Origin of the sequence: Bosea sp. Tri-49, assembly GCF_003952665.1 — a bacterium.
Taxonomy (GTDB): domain Bacteria; phylum Pseudomonadota; class Alphaproteobacteria; order Rhizobiales; family Beijerinckiaceae; genus Allobosea.
The window spans coordinates 4,357,323-4,378,637 of the sequence record NZ_CP017946.1 but is presented as its reverse complement, the minus strand read 5'-3'; the positions used below and the strand labels follow the sequence as shown (position 1 = coordinate 4,378,637).

The following is a 21,315-nucleotide window of genomic DNA, read 5'->3' as shown; positions in this document are numbered from 1 at the left end:
TTCCGCTCCCGCTGCGAATCCCGCACAATCGCCGGGATGCGGTTCTCCCTGTTCAGGCGCAAGCCCGATCCCGACCGGATCGAGGTCGGCCATGCCGGCCTTCTCTATCCGGTCACCGTCAGGCGGCGCTCGACGGCGCGGCGGCTGACGCTGCGCGTCTCGCAGGCGACCGGTGAGATCACCCTGACGTTGCCCGAGCGCGTCGACTTCGCGACCGGCCGCATCTTCGCCGAGAAGCATGGCGGCTGGATCGCGGCGCGCCTCGCCAAGCGCCCGCAGGGCGTGCCGTTCGAGCCCGGCGCCGTCGTGCCGCTACGTGGAGTGCCGCACCGCATCGTGCACTGGACCAGAGTGCGTGGGCTGACCCGCGCCGCGCTCTCGGCCGAGGGCGAGCCGATCATTGCGGTCTGCGGCGAGGCGGGCCATGTCGCGCGCCGGGTCAAGGACTTCCTGCGCCGCGAGGCCCTCGCCGATCTCGAGAAATCGGTGCGCGCACATACCGCCGTGCTCGGCATCCCGGCGCGCAAGATCACGCTGCGCGACACCACCAGCCGCTGGGGCTCATGCTCCTCGAAAGGGCATCTCAGCTTCTCCTGGCGGCTGATCCTGGCTCCGGCTTCGGTGCTCGACTATCTCGCCGCCCATGAGGTCGCCCATCTCAAGGAGATGAACCATTCGCATCGCTTCTGGGCGCTGACGCACAAGCTCTGCCCGCGCACTGACGATGCGGAGGCCTGGCTCAAGCGCCATGGTGCGAGCCTGCACGGCTATGGCTGATCGCCCGCCGTCATTGCGCCTGGCAGGACACCGCGCCCTTTGGCGCTGAGCCCCGCGCGAAGATCACGAAGCTCGCCGCCGCGAGCAGCCAGACGCCGATCCCGCCATAGAGCATGACCGCCCCGAAGCCGTCAGCGAGCGCCTGACGCGCCAGCGCTGTCGAGAGCCCGGTCTCGGGAGAGACCGGCGTGCCAGCCGCTACCTTTTCCGCCAGATCGCGCAATGTAGCCGCATCGATGCTGGCTGTGAGCCTGGTCGTGAGCGAAGCGCGCACGCCTTCGACGAGGATGAAGCCCATCAGCGCGATGTTGATGGCGAGTGAGATCATCCGGGCACTGAGATCGATGCCGGAGGCCATGCCGGCGCGCTCGGCGGGCACGGCAGCGGTCGAGGTGTTGGTGACCGGGGTGTTGGCGAGGCCGATGCCGATGCCGGAGAGAAGGCAGCCCGGCAGCATGGTCAGCCAGCTCGGAGCGGCGACGGAGGTGCCGAGCTTCATTGCCATGAAGCCGAGCCCTATGGTGAAGAGCCCTGCGGGGATGACGACGCCCGCCCGATAGCGCCGCGCCAGCTGCTCGGCCAATGGCGGCACCGCCAAGGTCGGCAGCGTATAAGCGAGCAGCACGAGCCCTGCAGTGAGGCCGTCATAGCCAAGCCCGGCCTCAAACCAGATCGGCAGATAGATCATGAACGGCCAATAGCTGACGTTCATCGCCGCGGCGCCGATGATCGCGCCGGAGAAGGCGCGAATCCGGAAGACCGAGACATCGATCATCGGCCGACTGACCGTTCGCTCGATCAGGAGGAAGGCAATGAAACTCGCCGCCGCGATGGCAAGGATGGTCAAGGCCAGCGGGCTGGTGAAGCCGAGATCGGGGCCTTGTGTGATGAAATAGGCCAGGCAGAACACCGACAATGACAGCGTCGTGATGCCGCCGATATCGAGGCGCTCCGCGTCGGGGTCGCGTGATTCCCGGATCGAAGCCAGCGCCAGGAGCGCCGTCCCGACAGCAATAGGCGTATGGACGAGAAAGACCCATTGCCAGCCCGAGAGCGCGACGATGGCACTGCCGATGATCGGCCCGAAGCCGAGGCCGATGCCGAAGACGACCCCCCAGACGCTGAAGGCCATCGCCCGTTCGGCCGGCTCGCGGAACTGCTGCGACAGGATGGCGACACTGCAGATGAGACCCGCCCCGCCGCTCAGGCCCTGAAATATGCGGGCGACGATGAGCACCGTTGCGTTGGGCGCGAGGCCGCAGGCCAGCGAAGCGATGGCAAAGGCCATGATTGCGATCAGGAAGACCCGCTTGCGGCCGTAGCGATCGGCCAATGTGCCGGCCGCCATCAGCACGCCCGTCACCGCGATGGTGTAGGCGTTCATGATCCACTGCATCTCCTTGAAGTCGGCCGGCAGTGCCTTTTCGAGTGTCGGCAGGATCGCCGGCACACTGGAGATCTCGAGGCCGAACATCAGCGCCGTCAGGCAGGCGGCAATGAGGGCCGGCATGCCGCGCGAGCGCGACGCTGGTAGCGTTTGGGGGATGTCCATAATGTCGGGTCTTTCCTGTCGGCGGGCGCGCAAGCAGCCCTGCGGCGAGTTGCGGGCAAGCTAGCGGGCGCTTGGCAACAACAGAACCGAATGCATTGCTATTTCAGCAATAATGATTTGATATGGCTGTTGCCATGACACTCGACATCGATGCCGTCAGAGCCTTCGTTGCGATTGCGGAGCAGCGCAGTTTCACCCGCGCCGCTACGGCGCTGGGCAGCCATCAGGCCGCTGTCAGCCTCAGGCTGAAGCGGCTGGAGGAGCGTCTCGGCCACCGCTTGATTGAGCGGACGCCGCGGCTCGTGCGCCTATCGGCGCAGGGGGCGATGTTCCTCGACGAAGCTCGCGCCTTCCTCGCCGCGCACGATCGCGCGTTGTTGGCGCTTAGCAATGCGCGCCGCCGTTTCTGTCTTGGCATCGCCGCGCATGTCTTCGGGCCGGAGGTGCCGACGCTGCTGGCGCGGCTCAACGCGCACGACCCCGGCCTGATGATCGAGGTGCAGCTCGGTCATTCCCGCGCCTTGCTCGAGGCCTTCGACAAGGGCGAGCTCGATGCGGCGATCGTCCGCCGCGACGATGATCGCCGGCCGGCCGAGGTCCTGGCGCCGGAATTGTTCGGCTGGTTCGCCGCTCCGGATTTCGAGTACCGCCAGGGCGAGCCGCTGCGGCTCGCGACGCTCTCGTCGACCTGTGGCGTGCGCGACATTGCCACCAAGGCGCTCGACGCCGCCGGCATCCCCTGGGTCGAGGTCTTCATCGGTGGCGGTTCGATCGCGGTCGATGCGGCGGTCGCCGCGGGCCTGGCCGTCTCGGCCTTCTCCTGTCGGCTCGCTCCCGCCGGCACGGTCGAGGTCAGCCGCCGTTTCGGCCTGCCTGACCTGCCGGCATCGGAGATCGTTATGGTCTCGACTCTCACCGACGCCAGATCGCGTGCGGCCCTGCGCACGCTCGCTGCCGCGTTCCGCGAGCATCGGCCGATCGTTTGCTGAGGGCCTGAGCCTCAGTTCCGTGCGTTCGGCACGCCCGTGCGGATGACGCGGGAGAATTCGGGGCTGTCGGGCGGAAGCGCGCGGGCCTTGTCACCGATCCGGCCGAGCTTGACGAGCTCGTCGAGCGGCAGGTCCTGGCGTATCGCCCCGATATCCTTGAGATAGCCTGCCAGGTAGCCCGAAAGCAGCACGCGAGGGTCCAGGGGCAGCGAGAACTTCCAGCCGGGCGCGACCTGACCGACGAGGTGGTAGACGACTGTGGTACAGTTCGTCGTCAGCGTGTTGTACCAGCGCGGCTTCTGCGCCAGCTCGTTGATATCCGTGGCATAGGCGAGCAGCAGGTCGCGCGCCTGCTGCGGCGTGGCGGCCAGTCGGAACAGGCGGGTGTCCTCGCCACGCGCCTGGGTCCTGAGGCCGATCAGGTCGCGCTCGTCGGCAGCGACATAGGCCATCTCATAGCTGCGGAAGAAGCCGGCCAGCGCCGACCATTCCTCGCCCTGCTCGCGCCGGACCTCGATCGACATCGTCAGCGGTTGGCTGTCGGCGAAGGTGAAGCTCACCAGGAGATGCGCGATCGCCTCGCCCGACCAGTAGGACAGGAAGAGATCGGCACCCTGGATCCGTGACAGGTCGTAGCTGCGGGTTTCCCAGCGCTGGTCGTAGTCGCTCTCGGTGCGCCAGGTGAAATGACGCAGATTGGTCACCGTCAGGCGTCCGTCCGCCACGCTCATCTGCGGCAGGCGCGCCAGCTCGGGGATCCAGTTGCGCTCATGCGAGGGCTTGAGGCTGCCCCACCAGCCGAGCAGACCGACGAAGAGCACGGCGAAGGCGAGCGGCAGGCGCGGCGCGCCGGTCCAGAGCCCGACGGCGCCGGCGAGCCCGGCGAGGCCAAAGCCTATTGCAGCAGCGATGCCGGTCGCTCCCGGCAACCGGAAGGCGAGCAGCCCGGCGCCCCAGCTGGCAGCGCCGAGAACGACGAGGGTCAGGAGAAGCTGGAGCAAGACGAGAAGGAGGCGGCGCATCGCCGCCTCCCATAGCACGCTTCTGCGCCGATTGCGCTCAAGCCGCGAGCGAGCTCGTCGGCGCCGCCGCCTTCACCGCGTCGTCGACATGAGGCTCGAACTTCGCGAAATTCTCCGCGAACATGCCGATCAGCTTCTTCGCTGTCTCGGCGAAGGCGGCTTTGTCAGCCCAAGTCTTGACCGGGTAGAGGATGTGCGGCTCGACGCCGGGCACCGAAGTGGGAACGGCGAAACCGAAATACGGATCCCGGCGGAAATCGGCGCGGTTGAGCGAACCGTCGAGCGCCGCGGTCAAAAGCCGCCGCGTGACGCGGATCGGCATGCGCCGGCCGGTGCCATAGCCGCCGCCGGTCCAGCCGGTGTTCACCAGCCAGCAGTCGACATGGTGCTTGGCGATGAAGTCACGCAGCAAGTTGGCGTATTCCGACGGGTGGCGCGGCAGGAAGGGCGAGCCGAAGCAGGTCGAGAACTCCGGCTGGACGCCGACGAGCCCGCGCTCGGTGCCGGCGACCTTGGCGGTGTAGCCGGAGAGGAAGTGATACATCGCCTCGGCCGGGGTCAGCTTGGCGATCGGCGGCATCACGCCGAAAGCGTCGGCGGTCAGCATCACGATGTTCTTCGGCGTGCCGGCACGGCCCGAGCGCGAGGCGTTCGGGATGGCGTCGAGCGGATAGGCCGAACGGGTGTTTTCGGTCTTGCTCTCATCGTCGAAATCGACCTCGCGCGAGATCGGATCCATGACGATGTTCTCGAGCACGGTGCCGAAGCGCTGCGACGCCGCATAGATCTGTGGCTCGGCCTCGGCCGAGAGGCGGATCGTCTTGGCGTAGCAGCCGCCCTCGAAGTTGAAAATGCCGTCCTTCGACCAGCCATGCTCGTCGTCGCCGATCAGGGTGCGGTCGGGATCGGCCGAGAGGGTGGTCTTGCCGGTGCCGGAGAGGCCGAAGAAGATCGCCGGATCATTCTTGGAGCCGACATTGGCTGAGCAGTGCATCGGCACCACGCCCTTGGCCGGCAGCGTGTAGTTCAGATAGGTGAAGACCGATTTCTTCATCTCGCCGGCATAGGCAGAGCCGCCGATCAGCACGATCTTGCGGGAGAAGTCGATCGCGATGACAGTCTCGCTGCGGCAGCCATGGCGCTTCGGAGCCGCCCTGAAGCTCGGCAGGTCGACGATCGTCAGCTCGGGCACGTAACCCGCGATCTCGCCGGCCTCGGGCCGGATCAGGAGGTTGCGGATGAAGAGCGAGTGCCAGGCGAGTTCGGTAAAGACCCGTGCCTTCACCCGGTGAGCCGGATCGGCGCCGCCATAGAGGTCTTGTGCGAACAGCTCCTTGCCTTCGGCATGCTTTAGGAAGTCGCCGAGCAGGGTCTCGAACTGCTCCGACGAGATCGCGCCGTTGTTCTCCCACCAAACGCTCTTCTCGGTCAGCGCGTCCTTGACGACGAACTTGTCCTTGGGCGAGCGGCCGGTATGGGTGCCGGTATCGGCGCAGAGCGCGCCGCCGCGGGCGAGCTGTGATTCGCCGCGCCGCAGCGATTCCTCGTAGAGGCGCGCCGCCTCGAAGTTCCAGTAGACGGCCTTAAGCCCACGGAAGCCGAATTTATCGGCGCCGCTATTCGGGTTGACGTGACCGATGGTCTCCACTGGCAATTCCTCCTGCCGAGAAGCCGCCGCCTGACAATGCCGGCGTCGTGATTGGAGTGGGGTACGCCCCACTATGGGCCCGATGGGCCGGTGAAGTGGAGCGCTCTTTAGGCGGATGACGACGCCGGCTCAAGTCATGACGATAGCCCGGGCATGAGGATCGCGAACCTAAATCGTTTGAAAATTCAGCTGTGGTGAATGGCCGCGTTCAGGTCGCGCTACGTGCCCTCCCGGCGAGCGTCACGAGTGTCTTGCGGAGTGCGTCCGGTGTGGTCACTGGCTCGTCGAAAGGAAGACGCAGCGCCCTGTCGCCGAGCATCAGGTCGGCGCCATCCGGGTCGACGCCGGAGAGGCGCCAGGCTCCGTCCTCGCCGCCGAGGAGCTTGGTGGCGTAGAGTTCGATCGCCTCGGCATGGTCCTCGTTCATATGCTCGACCGCGCCTTCCTCGGCTTCGATCAGGGCCCCAGCCTGCGAGCAGTCGCTGAGCACGTCGCTGGCCTCGAGCTCATAGGCGCGACCGAAACCGCCATTGAGGCTGGCGCGCTGGAGCCTGAGCGCGAAGAAAGAGAAATCGGGGAAATCGACATAGAGCGAGGCTTTCGGCTGGCGCGCCAGGAAGCGGCGCCGCACGCGCTGGCCGAACTCTGTCTCGCGCTCGATCGTCTCGGCCGTGGCGATGAGCGTGATCCGCGCATGGGCGAGCGGGTCGCCCTTGCCGCCGGGCGCGATCAGGAGCGAGCAGCGCGGATCGGCGATGAGATTGCCCGTGTGCCCCGACAGCGAGGAGACCAGGATCAGTGGCGTCCCGTCGATATCTGTCGCCAGGCTGGTCAGGCTGGCGAAGGGGTGTCCGTCCGGCGTCAGCGTCGCAAGGGAAGCCGAGCGTGCGCTGCGCAGCAGTCCTCGTGCAAGTCCGCGCGCACTGGCATCGGTCGGCCTGATCGGATCGGTCGCCATGGCACTTTTCGCTGTCTTAAGTGTTTTCGAAGGCGAGACGTAGCGAAACCGCCTTGGCTTGGCTAGATTGCAGCCATGCTTTGGCCGCTCTCGCGCGAGAGTGACCCTTTTGATTGCAACGCCAGAACACAAAGAGCTGGAAAAGCTTATGCCAACCATTGCGCTGGTCGACGACGACCGCAACATCCTGACCTCGGTTTCGATCGCATTGGAAGCCGAGGGCTATCGCATCCAGACCTATACGGATGGCGCCTCCGCCCTCGACGGGCTGAAGCAGAATCCGCCCGACCTCGCCATCTTCGACATCAAGATGCCGCGCATGGACGGGATGGAGCTGCTGCGCCGCCTGCGTCAAAAATCCGACCTGCCGGTGATCTTCCTGACTTCCAAGGACGAGGAGATCGACGAGCTCTTCGGCCTGAAGATGGGTGCCGACGACTTCATCCGGAAGCCGTTCTCGCAGCGCCTGCTGGTCGAGCGCGTCAAGGCGATCCTGCGCCGCGCCGGCGGCAAGGACGCGAGCGCGCCTGCCCGCTCGGAGGACGCCAAGGCGCTGGAACGCGGCTTGCTGCGCATGGATCCGGAGCGGCACACCTGTACCTGGAAGGGCGAGCCGGTGACGCTGACCGTCACCGAATTCCTGATCCTGCAGTCGCTGGCGCAGCGGCCGGGCGTGGTCAAGAGCCGCAACGCGCTGATGGACGCGGCCTATGACGACGAGGTCTATGTCGACGATCGCACCATCGACAGCCACATCAAGCGCCTGCGCAAAAAATTCAATCAGGTCGATGTCGAGTTCGACATGATCGAGACGCTCTATGGCGTCGGCTACCGCTTCAAGGAAGGCTGAGACGCGCCCCGGCGCGGCCCAAGACCGCGTTTGCGCGGGCGCCGGGACAGGATATGAGCCGTTCATGGCTACGATCGAACAGGAAGGGGCTCGCGCTGGCGGGCCGCGGACGGGGCTGACGCTGCGCCGCCGCGCCGCGCTGTTCGGTCGCCGTGTCTGGCGCGCCATCTCCGGTCGGGCCGCCTCGAGCCTGACCCGGCGCATCGTCGTCCTCAATCTCGCCGGCCTCGTCGCCCTCCTCGTCGGGTTCCTTTATCTCAACCAGTTCCGCGAGGGCCTGATCGAGGCGCGCGTGCAGAGCCTGCTGACGCAGGGCGAGATCATCGCCGGGGCCATCGCCGCCTCCGCTACGGTCGAGACCGACACGATCGCGATCGATCCGGACAAGCTCTTGCAGATGCAGGCTGGCGAGAGCGGCGCCATCGCCGAGGACCCTCTGGATTTCTCGATCAACCCGGAAAAGGTCGCCCCGCTTCTGCGTCGGCTGGTGACGCCGACCAAGACGCGCGCCCGCATCTACGACAAGGACGGAATGCTGACGCTCGATTCGCGCAATCTCTATTCGCGCGGCGACATTTTGCGGCTCGACCTGCCGCGCATCGGCGAGAGTGACGAGCCGCCGCTGCTCGAGCGCACCTGGAACCTGTTCCGCAACCGGCTCGGCCGTGCCGATGTGCCGGCCTACGACGATTTCGCCAATGCCAACGGCAGATCCTACACCGAGGTCGCCCGCGCGCTGGCCGGCTCGCCGGCCAGCGTGGTGCGGGTCAACACCCGCGGCGAGACGATCGTCTCGGTCGCCGTGCCGGTGCAGCGCTTCCGGGCCGTGCGTGGCGCGCTGCTGCTCTCGACGCAAGGCGGCGACATCGACGCTGTCATCGCGTCCGAGCGCTATGCCATCTTCCAGGTCTTCGTGGTCGCGGCCGGCGTGATGATCGTGCTCTCGGTGCTGCTTGCCGGCACCATCGCCGAACCGATCCGCAAGCTGGCCGATGCAGCCCAGCGCGTCCGCCGCGGGGTCAAGTCGCGCGAGGAGGTCCCGGATTTCTCAAGTCGCCATGACGAAATCGGCCATCTCTCCGGCTCGTTCCGCGAGATGACCCAGGCACTGTACAATCGCATGGAGGCGATCGAGCGCTTCGCCGCCGATGTCGCTCATGAACTCAAGAACCCGCTGACCTCGCTACGCAGTGCCGTCGAGACCTTGCCACTTGCAAAGAACGACGACTCGCGCAGCCGTCTGCTCGCGGTGATCCGCCACGATGTGAAACGGCTCGATCGGTTGATCACCGACATCTCGGAGGCGTCGCGCCTCGATGCCGAGCTCGCACGCGACGATGCCGCTCCGCTGGACGTGGCGCAGCTCGCCGAAGCGGTCGTCTCGGTCCAGAACCAGATTCGCCGGGAAGGCCAGCCGGTCGTCGAGCTTTCGGTCGACCGGCGCGGCCAGCGGCCGGGCGGCGACCCCTTCCGGGTGTTCGGCCACGATTCCCGCCTCGGCCAGGTCCTCGTCAACCTGATCGAGAACGCCCGTTCCTTTTCGCCGAAGGACAAGCCGGTCAGGGTCAAGCTATCGCGCGTCGCCGGCGATGTGCTGATCGCGGTCGAGGACGACGGTCCGGGCATTCCGCCACATGCACTCGAGCGGATTTTCGAGCGCTTCTACACCGACCGGCCGGAGAGCGGCTTTGGCCAGAATTCCGGCCTCGGCCTCTCGATTTCACGTCAGATCGTCGAGGCCCATCGCGGTACGATCCGGGCCGAGAACCGCTACACCTCGGAGCAATCAGAGGGCGAGGACCAGCGTCTGGGTGCCCGCTTCATCGTGCGTTTGCCGGCGGCGGCGCAGCCGGCATGAGCTCTGTTCCCCCGCTCCGCCTGCATGCCGACGCCGTCGTCGTCGGCGAGGCCGGCATCCTGATCCGTGGCCCCTCGGGGGTCGGCAAGTCGAGCCTCGCTTTGGCGCTGATCGGCCTGGCGCAGCTCCAGGGCCGCTTTGCTCGGTTGGTTGCCGATGATCGCACTGAAATCACCGTCCGGGCCGGCCGCGTCGTCGCTGGGCCGGTATCGCCGCTCGAGGGGCTGGTCGAGCGGCGCGGCCTCGGCCTGACTCCGGAACCGCATCTCGCCGCTGCGGTGATCCGGCTCGTGATTGATTGCGGCTCGGAACCCGAACGCATGCCGGAGCCGGAGGCGCTGGTCGAGACCATTGCAGGCGTCACCCTGCCGCGTCTCTTCCTGCTTCCGACGGCTGGCGACGAACGTCTAGTGCTTGCAGCGCTTGCGCTCTTTGCCGGACCGGGGTGAATTGGTTTCGAGGAGTTCGAGACAAGCCTTGCCTATCTTTCGCACCTGCCGCATAAACCGCGACCTTGTCCGGGCGCCGTTGGCGCTCTCCGGTGGTACTGAATGATCGGACTCGTGCTTGTCACGCATGGGCACCTGGCGACGGAATTCCGCGCCGCGCTCGAACATGTCGTCGGCCCTCAGGCCAACCTCGCCACCATCGCCATCGCTCCCGATGACGATATGGAGGGTCGCCGACGCGACATCATCGCGGCGGTGGAGCAGGTCGAGAACGGCAATGGCGTCATCGTCCTGACCGACATGTTCGGCGGTACGCCCTCCAACCTCGCCATCTCCGTGATGGAGCCGGGCCGGATCGATGTCGTCGCCGGCGTCAACCTGCCAATGCTGATCAAGCTCGCCAGTGTGCGCGAGGAAAAGACTCTCGACGAAGCTGTCAGTAGCGCGCAGGATGCCGGCCGCAAGTATATCACGGTCGCCAGCCGCGTACTGGCGGGCAAGTGAGGTCCGGCGTGCAGGACATGCGCGAAGAAGACGTCCGCGACGAGGATTGCGATTGCTCTGAGGTCGAGATTCCGGCCGGCGCCGTCTATGGCGAGTTCCAGATCATCAACAAGAAGGGCCTGCACGCCCGCGCCACGGCGAAATTCGTGCAGTGCGCCAGCCAGTTTGATGCCGATATCACTGTCAGCCGCTGCGGCGAGACGGTCGGCGCCACCTCGATCATGGGTATCCTGACGCTGGGGGCCGGCATCGGCTCAAGCATTACCGTGGTCGCCAAGGGCGCTGATGCGAAGGAAGCGCTTCAGGCGCTCAGCGCGCTGGTCGCCGACAGGTTCGGCGAGGGCGAGTAGGCCTCTCGGCCATGTGGGGCTCCATCGTCGCATCGATGGCTTTCGCCAAAGCCATTGGCTCCGTTGCCATGCTGCTCTGTTTTTTCGTGCTTCTCTTCAGAGGGCGGATGTCCCTGCGCGCCATGCGGGAACGACGATGGCGGTGGTAGCCGTAGCCAATGCCTCGTCATGGTCGGCTTGTCCGACGACCGTCACGTCTTCCTTGATCACGGGCAGTAACGTGGGTGTTCGCGACGAGGGCGAGCATGAGGGCTGAGTCAGGCTCAGGCGCCAGCCACATAAAGACATCTTTATATCTTTGATTGCCTTCCGACGGGCACCCTGCTAGAGAGCCGCCGTCATTCAAAGCACGATCGATTGGAGCGCCCCCGTGTCGAAGCAGGATTACGTCGTCAAGGACATCAGCCTTGCGGATTACGGCCGCAAGGAAATCAACATGGCCCAGGACGAGATGCCGGGCCTGATGGCGATCCGCGCCGAGCACAAGGGCAAGGCCCCGCTGAAGGGCGCCCGCATCGCCGGCTGCCTGCACATGACCATCCAGACCGCCGTGCTGATCGAGACGCTGACCGAGCTCGGCGCCGATGTGCGCTGGTCCTCGTGCAACATCTTCTCGACCCAGGACCACGCCGCCGCCGCGATCGCCGCGTCCGGCGTGCCGGTCTTCGCCATCAAGGGCGAGACGCTGGAGGACTATTGGGAATACGTCCTGCGCACCGCGACTTGGGGCGATGGCGGCACGCCGAACATGATCCTCGACGATGGCGGCGACCTGACCATGCTGGTCATCCTCGGCGCCGAAGCCGAGGCCGGCAATGCCGCCTTCCTCGACAAGCCGGGCAATGAGGAAGAGACGATCTTCTTCAAGCTGATCAAGCGCGAGCTCAAGGCCAATCCGGGCTGGTTCACCAAGACCCGCGCCGCGATCAAGGGTGTCTCGGAGGAGACCACCACCGGCGTGCATCGCCTCTACGATCTCGCCAAGGCCGGCCGCCTGCCCTTCCCGGCGATCAACGTCAACGATTCCGTCACCAAGTCGAAGTTCGACAACCTCTATGGCTGCCGTGAATCGCTGGTCGACGCCATCCGCCGCGGCACCGACGTGATGATGTCGGGCAAGGTCGCGCTCGTCGCCGGCTATGGCGATGTCGGCAAGGGCTCGGCCGCCTCTCTGCGCCAGGCTGGCTGCCGCGTGCTTGTCACCGAGATCGATCCGATCTGCGCGCTGCAGGCGGCGATGGAGGGCTACGAGGTCGTCACCATGGAGGACGCCGCTCCGCGTGCCGACATCTTCGTGACCGCCACCGGCAACCTCGACGTCATCACCGTCGACCATATGCGCGCGATGAAGCACCGCGCCATCGTCTGCAATATCGGCCATTTCGACTCGGAGATTCAGGTCGCCGGCCTGAAGAACTTCAAGTGGGACAACGTCAAGCCGCAGGTCGACGAGGTCGAGTTCCCCGATGGCAAGCGCATCATCCTGCTCTCGGAAGGCCGCCTGGTGAATCTCGGCAACGCCACCGGCCACCCGTCCTTCGTGATGTCCTGCTCGTTCTCGAACCAGACGCTGGCCCAGGTCGAGCTCTGGAACCACCACGCCAAATACGAGAACAAGGTCTACACCCTGCCCAAGCATCTCGACGAGAAGGTCGCGGCGCTGCATCTCGCCAAGGTCGGCGCCAAGCTGACCGTGCTGAACGATGCGCAGGCGAAGTATCTCGGACTGGCGCCGACCGGCCCGTTCAAGCCGGAACTCTACCGCTACTGATCCGCGTTCTGGTCGGCAGCGGCCGGCCGAGTGACGCCATACCGCGCGGAGCCTGCCTTCGGGCAGCGGCTGCAATGATGAGAAAGCCCGGCCTCGTGCCGGGCTTTGTCGTATTCGAAGCACAATAGGGTACGTCGGGCACTACTAATAGACGTCGACTGTTGAGTGGCCTCTACTTGTTGTTTGCCGCGAGGACGCGTCGGTCGCGGCCATCGCCATTCGGCCTTTACTATCGATTAAGCACTTCCTGACGGAGTCCTGCGGTGATTACAGTGGCACTGATTCGGGCTGCCGGCAGACTTCGCATGCGGCGTCCGGTTTCGTGCAGCGGTGGCTTTGCGCAGGTTGCGGGCGTGGGTCCTTCAGGGGAGCCATGACCGGCTGCCGTGCCGATAGCACCTCGCCAATTGCGGCCACAGGCTGGCCTGGAACAGGACGGACGCAGGAATGAGACGGGCAAGGCAGGTCGGGCGGGAGATGAACGGAGCGGTCCGCTTTCTCCTGCCGGGTCTTGCCGGCGTAGCGCCGGCCCCCGCCCTCGCTCAGGTCGAGGCCATCCTGCCCGTGCGAGCCGAGTGGCTCAACGCCGGTGGTCTCTCGCTGATCTTCGTCGGACTTGTGGTCTTCGCCACGACCACCTCGGTTCTCTACGTCCGCGAGCGCTCGCGCTGGACCCGGCGGGAAGGCGAGCTCGCTGCTGGTCTAGAGGCGACGCGTGGCCACCAGGAGCGCCTCGGCGCACTGCTTGCGGCGGATCGACAGGTCGTGCTGAGCTGGAACGGCCCGAAGGCGAGCCCGGTGATCGAGGGCGATAGCGGCTTTCTCGGCATTGGCGGGTCCGCTCCGGCGCTGGCCTATGGCACCTGGGCCCCGCCGGCCGACGCGAAGCGGCTCGAACTCGCGACGGAAGCTCTCAAGGAGCATGGCGAAGCCTTTGCCTTCACCTTCAAGGCCAAGATCGGACGCTATGTCGACGCCGAGGGTCGGCCCGTGGTTGGCCGCGCCGTGATCCGCCTGCGCGAGGTCGACGGTGAGCGCGCCCGGGCGCTGGCGCTCGAGGATGAACTCGGCAAACTCGCCAGTGACCATGCCGCGTTGACGAGCTTGCTCGCCGGCGTGCCGCAGCCGGTCTGGACGCGCGCCACCGATGGTCGCCTGACCTGGGTCAATGGGGCTTACGCTCGGGCGGTCGAAGCCGCAGATGGCCAGCAGGTGGTCAAGGCTGGGCTTGAGCTCTTCGATCGCAGCGAGCGCGAGGCGGCCACGAAGGCCCGCAAGGATGGCCGCGTCTTCCAGCTGCGCGCACCCGTCGTCATGGCTGGCCAGCGCCGGATCGTCGATATCCTGGAAACACCAACGCCCTCGGGTTATGCCGGCATCGCCACCGACATGAGCGAGCTGGAGGCGGTCCGCGCCGATCTGCAGCGTCAGATGGATGCGCATGTGCGCACGCTGGACCGGCTGAAAACCGGCGTCGCCGTCTTCGACGCCTCGCAGCGTCTAGTCTATCGCAATAGCGGCTACGAAGCGCTCTGGTCGCTCGATCCCGGCTTCCTCGACAGCGCTCCGGGCGACGGCGAAATCCTTGATCGCCTGCGCACCGAGCGCCGCCTGCCCGAGCTCGGCGACTACCGGACCTGGAAGGCGCAGGTGCACGCCGCCTACACCGCGACGCGCGCCAGCGAGGATTGGTGGTATCTGCCCGATGGCCGTACCATCCATGTCGTTGCCAGCCCGAATCCGCAGGGCGGCGTCACCTATCTCTTCGATGACGAGACCGAGCGCTTCACCCTGGAATCGCGCTTCAACGCCCTCTCGCGCACCCAGCGCGAGACGCTCGATTCATTGCGCGAAGGCGTCGCCGTGTTCGGCTCGGATGGCCGCCTCAAGCTCTCCAACCCCGCCTTCGCTCAGCTCTGGAAGCTCTCGCCCGAGCGCGCCGCGTCTGCGCCGCATATCGACGAGGTTGTCAGCTTGAGCCGACCGCTCTTCCCGGACGATGCAGTCTGGACTGAGATCCGCAGCGCGGTCGCTGGCGTGCGCGATGCGCGCGAGGATTATCGCTGCCATATGGAGCGCCGCGACGGCATGGTGCTCGACTGCACCGCCGCGCCGCTGCCCGATGGCGCAACGCTGATCACCTTCGCCGATGTCACCGCCGGCGTGAACGTCGAGCGGGCGCTGACCGAACGCAACGACGCCTTGGAGCGCGCCTCGCGGCTGCGCGAAGAGTTTGTCCATCACGTTTCCTACGAATTGCGCTCGCCGCTGACCAACATCATCGGCTTCGCCCAATTGCTTGGCGAGGAGACGGTCGGCCCGCTGAACGACAAGCAGCGCGACTATTCCGGCCATATTGTCCGCTCCTCCGGGGCGCTGCTTGCCATCATCAACGACATTCTTGATCTCGCCTCGATCGACAATGGTGCGCTCGCGCTCGATCTCGAGGAGGTCGACGTCGCCAAGAGCATCGCCCAGGCTGCGACCGGGCTGCAGGACCGCCTCACCGACAGCAAGCTCAGGCTCCAGGTCGACATCGCCCCCCAGACCGGGCCGCTGCGCGCCGATCCCAAGCGCCTGCGCCAGATCCTGTTCAACCTGCTCTCGAACGCGATCGGCTTCTCCCAGCCGGGCCAGACCATCCGCGTCAGCGCCGGCCGGATAGGCGGCGAGATTCGGATCACCGTCGCCGACGAGGGCCGCGGCATCCCGGACGAGGTCAAGGAGAAGGTGTTCGACCGTTTCGAGAGCCATTCGCTGGGATCGCGCCATCGCGGCGTCGGGCTTGGCCTGTCGATGGTGCGCTCGATCGTCGAATTGCATGGCGGCCGCGTCGAGCTCGACTCCGCCCTCGGTCAGGGCACGCGTGTCACCGCGGTCTTTCCGCCTGAAGGCATGCGCATCTCGGATGCGGCGGAATGAGCGACGAGGCCGCGCGGACGGGCAGCCATGTTGTTGTCCTGTCGACCGAGGCCGCGACGGTGCGGCTGGCTCAGGATATCGCCGACATTCTCAAGACTGGCGACATCGTCGCGCTCTCGGGCCATCTCGGCGCCGGCAAGTCGCTACTGGCCCGCGCCATGCTGCGCCGCCTCACCGGTGATCCCGCTTTGGAAGCGCCGAGCCCGACCTTCACTTTGGTACAGAGCTATGACAGCCCGCCCGGGCTCCTGCTGCACGCGGATCTCTACCGCGTCCGCAGTTCCGACGAGCTCGACGATATCGGCCTGGTCGAGGATCTCGATCTCGCGATCACGATCGTCGAATGGCCGGACCGCGCCGGCACGCGCCTGCCGGCGGGCCGGCGGCTCGACATTGTGCTCGAGGTCGATCCCGAGAACCCCGAGCAGGGCAGGATCGCGACGCTCTCCGGCGGCGTGCTCTGGCGCCAGCGGCTGTCGCTCGCCATCGGCGCGCGGCAGCTGATCGACGAGGCCGGCTGGAGCGAGGCGCGGCGCGAGTTCATGCTCGGAGATGCCTCGAGCCGTGCTTATGAGCGCCTGATCAGGCCCTCGGGCGAGACCGCCATCCTGATGATCTCGCCGCCGCGGGCCGACGGGCCGGCGATCCGCCAGGGCAAGCCCTATAGCGCCATCGCCCATCTCGCCGAGACCGTCGACGCCTTCGTCGCCATGGACAAGGGTTTGCGTTCGCTCGGCCTCTCCGCGCCGGCGATCCTGGCGCAGGACCTCGTCACTGGCCTGCTGCTGATCGAGGATCTCGGCTCCGAGCCGGTCGTCGGCGAAGACGGCCCGATCCCCGAGCGTTACGAGGCCGCCGCCCGCCTTCTCGCCGAGCTGCACCGGCATGCTTTGCCGACGATCCTGCCGGTGGCGGAAGGCCGCGACCATGTTCTGCCGGACTACGACCGCGAGGCGCTCGCAATCGAGACAGAGCTGGTGCTCGACTGGTATGCCCCGCATATCGCCGGCGTGACCTTGCCGGCGGTGACGCGAGCCGAGTTCAGCCGCATCTGGGACAAGCTGTTCGACGAGCTTTTCGAGACGCCGGCGACCTGGACGCTGCGCGACTATCATTCGCCGAACCTACTCTGGCTGCCCGAGCGTGTTGGTCATGCCAGGCTCGGCCTGATCGATTTCCAGGACGCGGTGCTCGGGCACCCCGGCTATGACCTCGTCGCGCTCGGGCAGGATGCCCGCGTCGATGTGCCGGCAGCGCTGGAATTGCGACTGCTCGCCGCCTATGCCGGGGCGCGGCGCGGCACCGATCCAGGCTTCGACCTGCCGGGCTTTGCCCGCGCCTATGCGATCCTCGGCGCGCAACGCAACGCCAAGATCGCCGGCATCTTCGCGCGGCTCGACCGGCGCGACGGCAAGCCGGGCTATCTCAAGCATTTGCCTCGGATCGAGGCCTATCTGCGCCGCAATCTCGAGCATCCGGCCCTTGCCGAGCTCAAGTCCTGGTACGAGACCTACCTGCCCAAGCTCTATGCGGATCAGCCGAAGCCGGAGACGGAGGCCGACCCTGCGGAGCAGGATCGGCCCAAGCAGGACGAGGCCTGAGCCGGCTTCAGGCTGGCCCGGCGCCTTGCGTGCCGAGATAGACCGCGTAGAGCGACTGGCTCGCCGCCATGAACAGCCGGTTGCGCTTTGGTCCGCCGAAGCAGACATTCCCGCAGACCTCCGGCAGGCGGATACGGCCGATCAGCTTGCCCTCGGGGTTGAAGCAGAGCACGCCATTGTAGCCGACGGCACGGCCGGCATTGCTGGATGCCCAGAGATTGCCCTGCACATCGCAGCGCAGCCCGTCCGGCCCGCATTTCACCCCGTCGACCATGCAGTCCGCGAACAGCTTGCCGTTCGAGAGCTTATTGTCGGTACCAACGTCGAAGACATGGATGTCGCCCTTACCGCCGGGACCGGTATCGCCCGGACCCTTGCCGGTCGAGGCGACATAGAGCTTCTTGAAGTCCGGCGAGAAGCACAGGCCGTTCGGGTCGGGCACCTGTTGCTCGGTGACGACGAGGTCGACCCGGCCGCTCGGATCGATGCGGTAGCAGTTCGTCGGCAGTTCGCGCTTGTAAAAGCCGATCTCGGGTGGCTGGCCGAGCCGGGGATTGACCTTGCCGCTCGCATTGCTCGGCCCGCCGGCCGCGTCGGGCGCGCCCTCATAGAGCTGGCCGCCATAGGGCGGATCGGTGAACCAGTAGCTGCCGTCAGGATGCTGGACGACGTCGTTGGGCGAGTTCAGCCGCTTGCCGTCGAACTTGTCGGCGAGGATCGTCACCGAGCCGTCGAGTTCATAGCGCACGACGCGGCGGTTCAGATGCTCGCAGGAGAGCTGCCGGCCCTGGAAGTCGAAACTGTTGCCGTTGCTGTTGCCCGAGGGCGTCCGGAAGACGCTGACGCGGCCATCGTCCTCGAGCCAGCGCAATTGCCGGTTGTTCGGGATGTCGCTCCAAACGAGGTAGCGCCCCTGCGCGTTCCAGGCCGGCCCTTCTGCCCAGAGCGCGCCGGTCCAGAGCCGCTGGATCGGCGCATTGGGCTGGGCCAGGCCCTCGAAGGCCGGATCGACCGCGATGACATCTGGATCCCAGAAATAGGTGGTAGGCGCGCCACCGCGGCTGAAATCGCGCGGCGGGCTGGTGATCGTGCTCGGCGGCCCGGGGCGGGCCGCCGGGGCTTGCGCCAAGGCCGTGTCGGCGGCAGCGGCAAGCGCGCCTGCCCCCGCGACCTGCAACAAGCGGCGGCGCGACAGCGCCGGGCGCGTTTCGTCGATCTTGTTCTGCTGCATCGTGACCTCCCTGAGCCGGACTGTCCCGTCCTTGCGGTTAGCATCGGGAGCGCTGATTGCGGCGGTGACGTGGCGGCAAGCTGACGTTTCGTCATGGCAAGCCCTGTCCGAGCAGGGCTTCTCATCGACCTAAATCGGTTTAATGATATCGAGTCCGGAGATCGGCGCCGCGATCCGTCCTCAGGCCGCCAGATCGGCGACGAGCGCGTCGAGCAGCAATGCGCCTTCCGGCGTCGCGGCGAGCCGGCCATTCGGCTTGCGGGTGAGGAAGCCTTCGGCGATTAGGCTGCCGATCCGGTTCCCGTTGAGCTTCCGGCCGGCGAGCCCCTCGAACACGTCGAGATCGATGCCTTCGATCAGTCTAAGGCCCATCAGCAGGTATTCGTCACCCTGTGCCTCGGCCGAGAGACGCTCGTTCTCGACCAGTGCGCCGGTGCCGGCCTCGATCCGCTCCAGCCAGGTTTCGGGACGTTTCTCGGTCGATTGGGCATAGCGACCATCGGCGGTCACCAGCCGGCCATGGGCGCCCGGGCCGATCCCGGCATATTCGCCATAGTGCCAGTAGACCAGATTGTGCCGGCATTCCGCGCCCGGCCGGGCATGGTTCGATATCTCGTAGACCGGCAGGCCATGCTTGGCCGTGATCTCCTGCGTCAACTCGTAGAGCGCGGCCCCCGCATCGGGGTCGGGAATGGCGAGCTTGCCGGCCTTGTAGAGCTGCTCGAAGGCCGTGCCGGGCTCGATGGTGAGCTGGTAGAGCGAGAGATGCTCGGCGGCGTGGCTGATCGCGAGTTCGAGCTCGGCCTGCCAGAACGCCGGCGTCTGCTCCGGCGAACGGGCATAGATCAGGTCGAAGGAGTAACGCTCGAAATAGCGGCGCGCGATCGCAACCGCATCGAGTGCTTCCTGCGCCGAATGCATCCGGCCAAGGGCTTTCAGGTCGGCATCGTTCAGTGCCTGCACGCCGAGCGAGACGCGGTTGACGCCGGCCGCGCGGAAATCGCGGAAGCGCCCGGCCTCGACGCTGGTCGGATTGGCTTCCAGCGAGACCTCGCAATTGGGATCGACGGCCCAGTGCTCGCCGATCGCATCGAGGATCGCGCCGACGGTCGCGCCTTCCATCAGCGAAGGCGTGCCGCCGCCGAAGAAGATCGAGGACACCGTGCGCCCTGGCGCGAGCTGCGCCCGCTGGGCGATCTCGCGGCGGAAAGCTGCGATATAGCGCGCCTGATCCGGAGGCTGATGCCGGACATGAGAGTTGAAGTCGCAATAGGGGCATTTAGCCAGGCAGAACGGCCAATGCACATAGACGGCGAAGCCGGCATCCGCGGTCGGATGCGCCGGCACGCCGGGCCGCGCGGCAAGGGCGGCCGGAGGGCTCAAGCGGGCTGCCTCAGGCAGGCGGCAGCCAACACATGGAAGGCGCGGGCCCGGTGCGACAGGCCGGGCGAGCCGTCCTGGGGAATGCCGTGCTTCTCCTGCGCGCTCATCTCTCCAAAGGTCTTGGCATAACCGGTCGGTTGGAAGATCGGGTCGTAGCCGAAGCCGGACAACCCGCGCGGTGCATCGACGATCGTGCCGAAGACGCGCCCCTCGAACAGTTCCTGATGCCCGTCCGGCCAGGCGATCACCAGCGCGGAGACGAAATGCGCCTTGCGCTGCTCGGGCGTGGTCGCACCGCGCTTGTCGAGCTCCATCTGGACCCTGGCCAGCGCCGGGGCGAAATCCCTGCCCGGCCCGGCCCAGTTGGCCGAGAACAGGCCGGGGGCACCGTCCAGCGCATCGATGCAGACGCCGGAATCGTCGGCGAGCGCCGGCAGGCCGGAGGCTTCTGCCGCCGCCACTGCCTTGATCGCGGCGTTCTCGGCGAACATGTGGCCGTTCTCGTCGGGCTCCGGCAGGCCGAGCTCGCCGGCCGAGACCAACTCAACCCCATAGGGCGCCAGAAGCTCACGCATCTCGCGCAATTTGCCCTGGTTGTGGGTCGCGATCACGACCTTGCCGGTGAGGAGGCGGTTCGCACTCATGACGTCAGGCCACCGTCGCCTTCTGCAGGGCGACCAGCTTGCCGATGCCGCCCTTGGCGAGCTTGAGCAGCGCCATCAGCTCGTCCTCGCTGAAGGGAGCGCCCTCGGCGGTGCCCTGTACCTCGACGAGGCCGCCCGCACCGGTGATGACGAAATTCGCATCGGTCTGTGCGCCGGAATCCTCGACATAGTCGAGATCGATGACGGGATTGCCGGCGACGATGCCGCAGGAGACCGCGGCGACATGATCCTTCAGCGGATTGGCGCCCTTCAGCAGGCCGCGCCCTTCCATCCATTTCAGCGCGTCGTGCAGCGCGACCCAGGCGCCGGTGATCGAGGCGGTGCGGGTGCCGCCATCGGCCTGGAGCACGTCGCAGTCGACAACGATCTGGCGCTCGCCGATCGCGGTTAGGTCGACCACGGCGCGAAGCGAACGCCCGACCAGGCGCTGGATCTCCTGCGTCCGGCCCGACGGCTTGCCGGAGGTGACCTCGCGGCGGGTGCGCTCATGGGTGGCGCGCGGCAGCATCGAATATTCGGCTGTGACCCAGCCCTTGCCGGTGCCGCGCAACCAGGGCGGCCCCTTTTCTTCGACGGTGGCGGCGCAAAGCACCTTGGTCTCGCCGAAGCTTACCATGCACGACCCTTCCGCATAGCGGACCACGCCGCGTTCCAGCGTGACCTTGCGCATCTCGTCGGCTGCGCGCTTCGAGGGTCTCATCGTGCCATCCTGTCTTCTGAATTCGCGGCTTGTAGGCGCTTAGCGCAACAGCGGCAAGGCGAGCCGGCATGAGGACTTGATCCGG

18 protein-coding genes are annotated in these 21,315 nt (G+C 66.6%); 10 read left to right on the top strand and 8 right to left on the bottom strand.

Features of this window, described 5'->3' with window-relative positions:
• Positions 1-36: 36 nt before the first annotated feature.
• Positions 37-777: a M48 family metallopeptidase gene (locus tag BLM15_RS21150; protein ID WP_126114609.1), complete on the top strand. Its 741-nt coding sequence runs from the start codon at positions 37-39 to the stop codon at positions 775-777.
• Positions 778-787: 10 nt separating this feature from the next.
• On the opposite strand, the gene BLM15_RS21145 is transcribed toward BLM15_RS21150, so the two are convergent.
• Positions 788-2,329, bottom strand: a complete 1,542-nt coding sequence (locus BLM15_RS21145) for an MFS transporter (RefSeq protein WP_126114608.1) — start codon at positions 2,327-2,329, stop codon at positions 788-790.
• 122 nt (positions 2,330-2,451) lie between these two features.
• On the opposite strand from BLM15_RS21145, the gene BLM15_RS21140 reads away from it, so the two are divergent.
• Entirely contained in the window at positions 2,452-3,318 is an 867-nt protein-coding gene (locus tag BLM15_RS21140) for a LysR family transcriptional regulator (protein ID WP_442859386.1), read from the top strand.
• 11 nt (positions 3,319-3,329) lie between these two features.
• Here BLM15_RS21140 and BLM15_RS21135 read toward each other — a convergent pair whose 3' ends face one another.
• From BLM15_RS21135 to BLM15_RS21125, 3 genes are all read right to left on the bottom strand, one after another.
• A complete protein-coding gene (locus BLM15_RS21135) occupies positions 3,330-4,340 on the bottom strand; it encodes an Lnb N-terminal periplasmic domain-containing protein (RefSeq protein ID WP_126114606.1) in 1,011 nt (336 codons plus the stop codon).
• Between the two features lie 37 nt (positions 4,341-4,377).
• Entirely contained in the window at positions 4,378-5,988 is a 1,611-nt protein-coding gene (locus tag BLM15_RS21130; RefSeq protein ID WP_126114605.1) for a phosphoenolpyruvate carboxykinase, read from the bottom strand.
• A 208-nt stretch (positions 5,989-6,196) separates the two neighbouring features.
• Positions 6,197-6,946 carry a HugZ family pyridoxamine 5'-phosphate oxidase gene (locus BLM15_RS21125; RefSeq protein WP_126114604.1) on the bottom strand — a complete coding sequence of 250 codons (750 nt, stop codon included), beginning with the start codon at positions 6,944-6,946 and terminating at the stop codon, positions 6,197-6,199.
• Between the two features lie 148 nt (positions 6,947-7,094).
• Here BLM15_RS21125 and BLM15_RS21120 point away from each other — a divergent pair, with 148 nt between their 5' ends.
• The 8 genes from BLM15_RS21120 (at position 7,095) to tsaE (ending at position 17,251) form a co-directional block, all read left to right on the top strand.
• Complete coding sequence (locus BLM15_RS21120; protein ID WP_126114603.1) at positions 7,095-7,796, top strand: response regulator transcription factor; 702 nt, start codon at positions 7,095-7,097, stop codon at positions 7,794-7,796.
• Positions 7,797-7,860: 64 nt separating this feature from the next.
• Positions 7,861-9,654: a sensor histidine kinase gene (locus BLM15_RS21115; protein WP_126114602.1), complete on the top strand. Its 1,794-nt coding sequence runs from the start codon at positions 7,861-7,863 to the stop codon at positions 9,652-9,654.
• The gene (locus tag BLM15_RS21110; protein ID WP_126114601.1) at positions 9,651-10,103 is read left to right on the top strand and encodes an HPr kinase/phosphorylase; all 453 of its coding nucleotides are present in this window, start codon (positions 9,651-9,653) and stop codon (positions 10,101-10,103) included. The genes BLM15_RS21115 and BLM15_RS21110 overlap by 4 nt, the downstream gene beginning before the upstream one ends.
• A 102-nt stretch (positions 10,104-10,205) precedes the next feature.
• Positions 10,206-10,607, top strand: coding sequence for a PTS sugar transporter subunit IIA (locus BLM15_RS21105; RefSeq protein WP_110491842.1), 402 nt, complete (start codon positions 10,206-10,208; stop codon positions 10,605-10,607).
• Between the two features lie 17 nt (positions 10,608-10,624).
• Positions 10,625-10,957: an HPr family phosphocarrier protein gene (locus tag BLM15_RS21100; protein WP_126114600.1), complete on the top strand. Its 333-nt coding sequence runs from the start codon at positions 10,625-10,627 to the stop codon at positions 10,955-10,957.
• Positions 10,958-11,327: 370 nt separating this feature from the next.
• Positions 11,328-12,728, top strand: coding sequence for an adenosylhomocysteinase (gene ahcY / locus BLM15_RS21095; protein WP_126114599.1), 1,401 nt, complete (start codon positions 11,328-11,330; stop codon positions 12,726-12,728).
• Positions 12,729-13,175: 447 nt separating this feature from the next.
• Positions 13,176-15,650 carry a sensor histidine kinase gene (locus BLM15_RS21090; RefSeq protein ID WP_126114598.1) on the top strand — a complete coding sequence of 825 codons (2,475 nt, stop codon included), beginning with the start codon at positions 13,176-13,178 and terminating at the stop codon, positions 15,648-15,650.
• Positions 15,647-17,251, top strand: coding sequence for a tRNA (adenosine(37)-N6)-threonylcarbamoyltransferase complex ATPase subunit type 1 TsaE (tsaE, locus tag BLM15_RS21085; RefSeq protein ID WP_126114597.1), 1,605 nt, complete (start codon positions 15,647-15,649; stop codon positions 17,249-17,251). Before BLM15_RS21090 ends, tsaE begins: the two co-directional genes overlap by 4 nt.
• 7 nt (positions 17,252-17,258) lie before the next feature.
• Here tsaE and BLM15_RS21080 read toward each other — a convergent pair whose 3' ends face one another.
• The 4 genes from BLM15_RS21080 to rph all read right to left on the bottom strand — a co-directional run bounded on the left by BLM15_RS21080 (position 17,259) and on the right by rph (position 21,230).
• Positions 17,259-18,482: an SMP-30/gluconolactonase/LRE family protein gene (locus BLM15_RS21080; protein WP_126114596.1), complete on the bottom strand. Its 1,224-nt coding sequence runs from the start codon at positions 18,480-18,482 to the stop codon at positions 17,259-17,261.
• 180 nt (positions 18,483-18,662) lie between these two features.
• On the bottom strand, positions 18,663-19,865 hold the full coding sequence (hemW, locus tag BLM15_RS21075; protein ID WP_236846366.1) for a radical SAM family heme chaperone HemW: 1,203 nt from the start codon (positions 19,863-19,865) through the stop codon (positions 18,663-18,665).
• Positions 19,862-20,509 carry an RdgB/HAM1 family non-canonical purine NTP pyrophosphatase gene (gene rdgB / locus BLM15_RS21070; protein ID WP_126114595.1) on the bottom strand — a complete coding sequence of 216 codons (648 nt, stop codon included), beginning with the start codon at positions 20,507-20,509 and terminating at the stop codon, positions 19,862-19,864. Before rdgB ends, hemW begins: the two co-directional genes overlap by 4 nt.
• A gap of 4 nt (positions 20,510-20,513) precedes the next feature.
• Entirely contained in the window at positions 20,514-21,230 is a 717-nt protein-coding gene (gene rph / locus BLM15_RS21065) for a ribonuclease PH (RefSeq protein WP_126114594.1), read from the bottom strand.
• Positions 21,231-21,315: the final 85 nt, after the last annotated feature.

Bases quoted from the DNA above. Each gene is read 5' to 3' on its own strand.
- BLM15_RS21140 (WP_442859386.1), top strand. From the start codon at position 2,452: ATGGCTGTTGCCATGACACTCGACATCGATGCCGTCAGAGCCTTCGTT.
- BLM15_RS21120 (WP_126114603.1), top strand. From the start codon at position 7,095: ATGCCAACCATTGCGCTGGTCGACGACGACCGCAACATCCTGACCTCG.
- BLM15_RS21100 (WP_126114600.1), top strand. From the start codon at position 10,625: ATGCGCGAAGAAGACGTCCGCGACGAGGATTGCGATTGCTCTGAGGTC.
- rph (WP_126114594.1), bottom strand. From the start codon at position 21,230: ATGAGACCCTCGAAGCGCGCAGCCGACGAGATGCGCAAGGTCACGCTG.
- BLM15_RS21105 (WP_110491842.1), top strand. From the start codon at position 10,206: ATGATCGGACTCGTGCTTGTCACGCATGGGCACCTGGCGACGGAATTC.
- tsaE (WP_126114597.1), top strand. From the start codon at position 15,647: ATGAGCGACGAGGCCGCGCGGACGGGCAGCCATGTTGTTGTCCTGTCG.
- BLM15_RS21125 (WP_126114604.1), bottom strand. From the start codon at position 6,946: ATGGCGACCGATCCGATCAGGCCGACCGATGCCAGTGCGCGCGGACTT.
- BLM15_RS21150 (WP_126114609.1), top strand. From the start codon at position 37: ATGCGGTTCTCCCTGTTCAGGCGCAAGCCCGATCCCGACCGGATCGAG.
- BLM15_RS21090 (WP_126114598.1), top strand. From the start codon at position 13,176: ATGAGACGGGCAAGGCAGGTCGGGCGGGAGATGAACGGAGCGGTCCGC.
- BLM15_RS21135 (WP_126114606.1), bottom strand. From the start codon at position 4,340: ATGCGCCGCCTCCTTCTCGTCTTGCTCCAGCTTCTCCTGACCCTCGTC.
- BLM15_RS21110 (WP_126114601.1), top strand. From the start codon at position 9,651: ATGAGCTCTGTTCCCCCGCTCCGCCTGCATGCCGACGCCGTCGTCGTC.
- BLM15_RS21115 (WP_126114602.1), top strand. From the start codon at position 7,861: ATGGCTACGATCGAACAGGAAGGGGCTCGCGCTGGCGGGCCGCGGACG.
- rdgB (WP_126114595.1), bottom strand. From the start codon at position 20,509: ATGAGTGCGAACCGCCTCCTCACCGGCAAGGTCGTGATCGCGACCCAC.
- BLM15_RS21080 (WP_126114596.1), bottom strand. From the start codon at position 18,482: ATGCAGCAGAACAAGATCGACGAAACGCGCCCGGCGCTGTCGCGCCGC.
- BLM15_RS21145 (WP_126114608.1), bottom strand. From the start codon at position 2,329: ATGGACATCCCCCAAACGCTACCAGCGTCGCGCTCGCGCGGCATGCCG.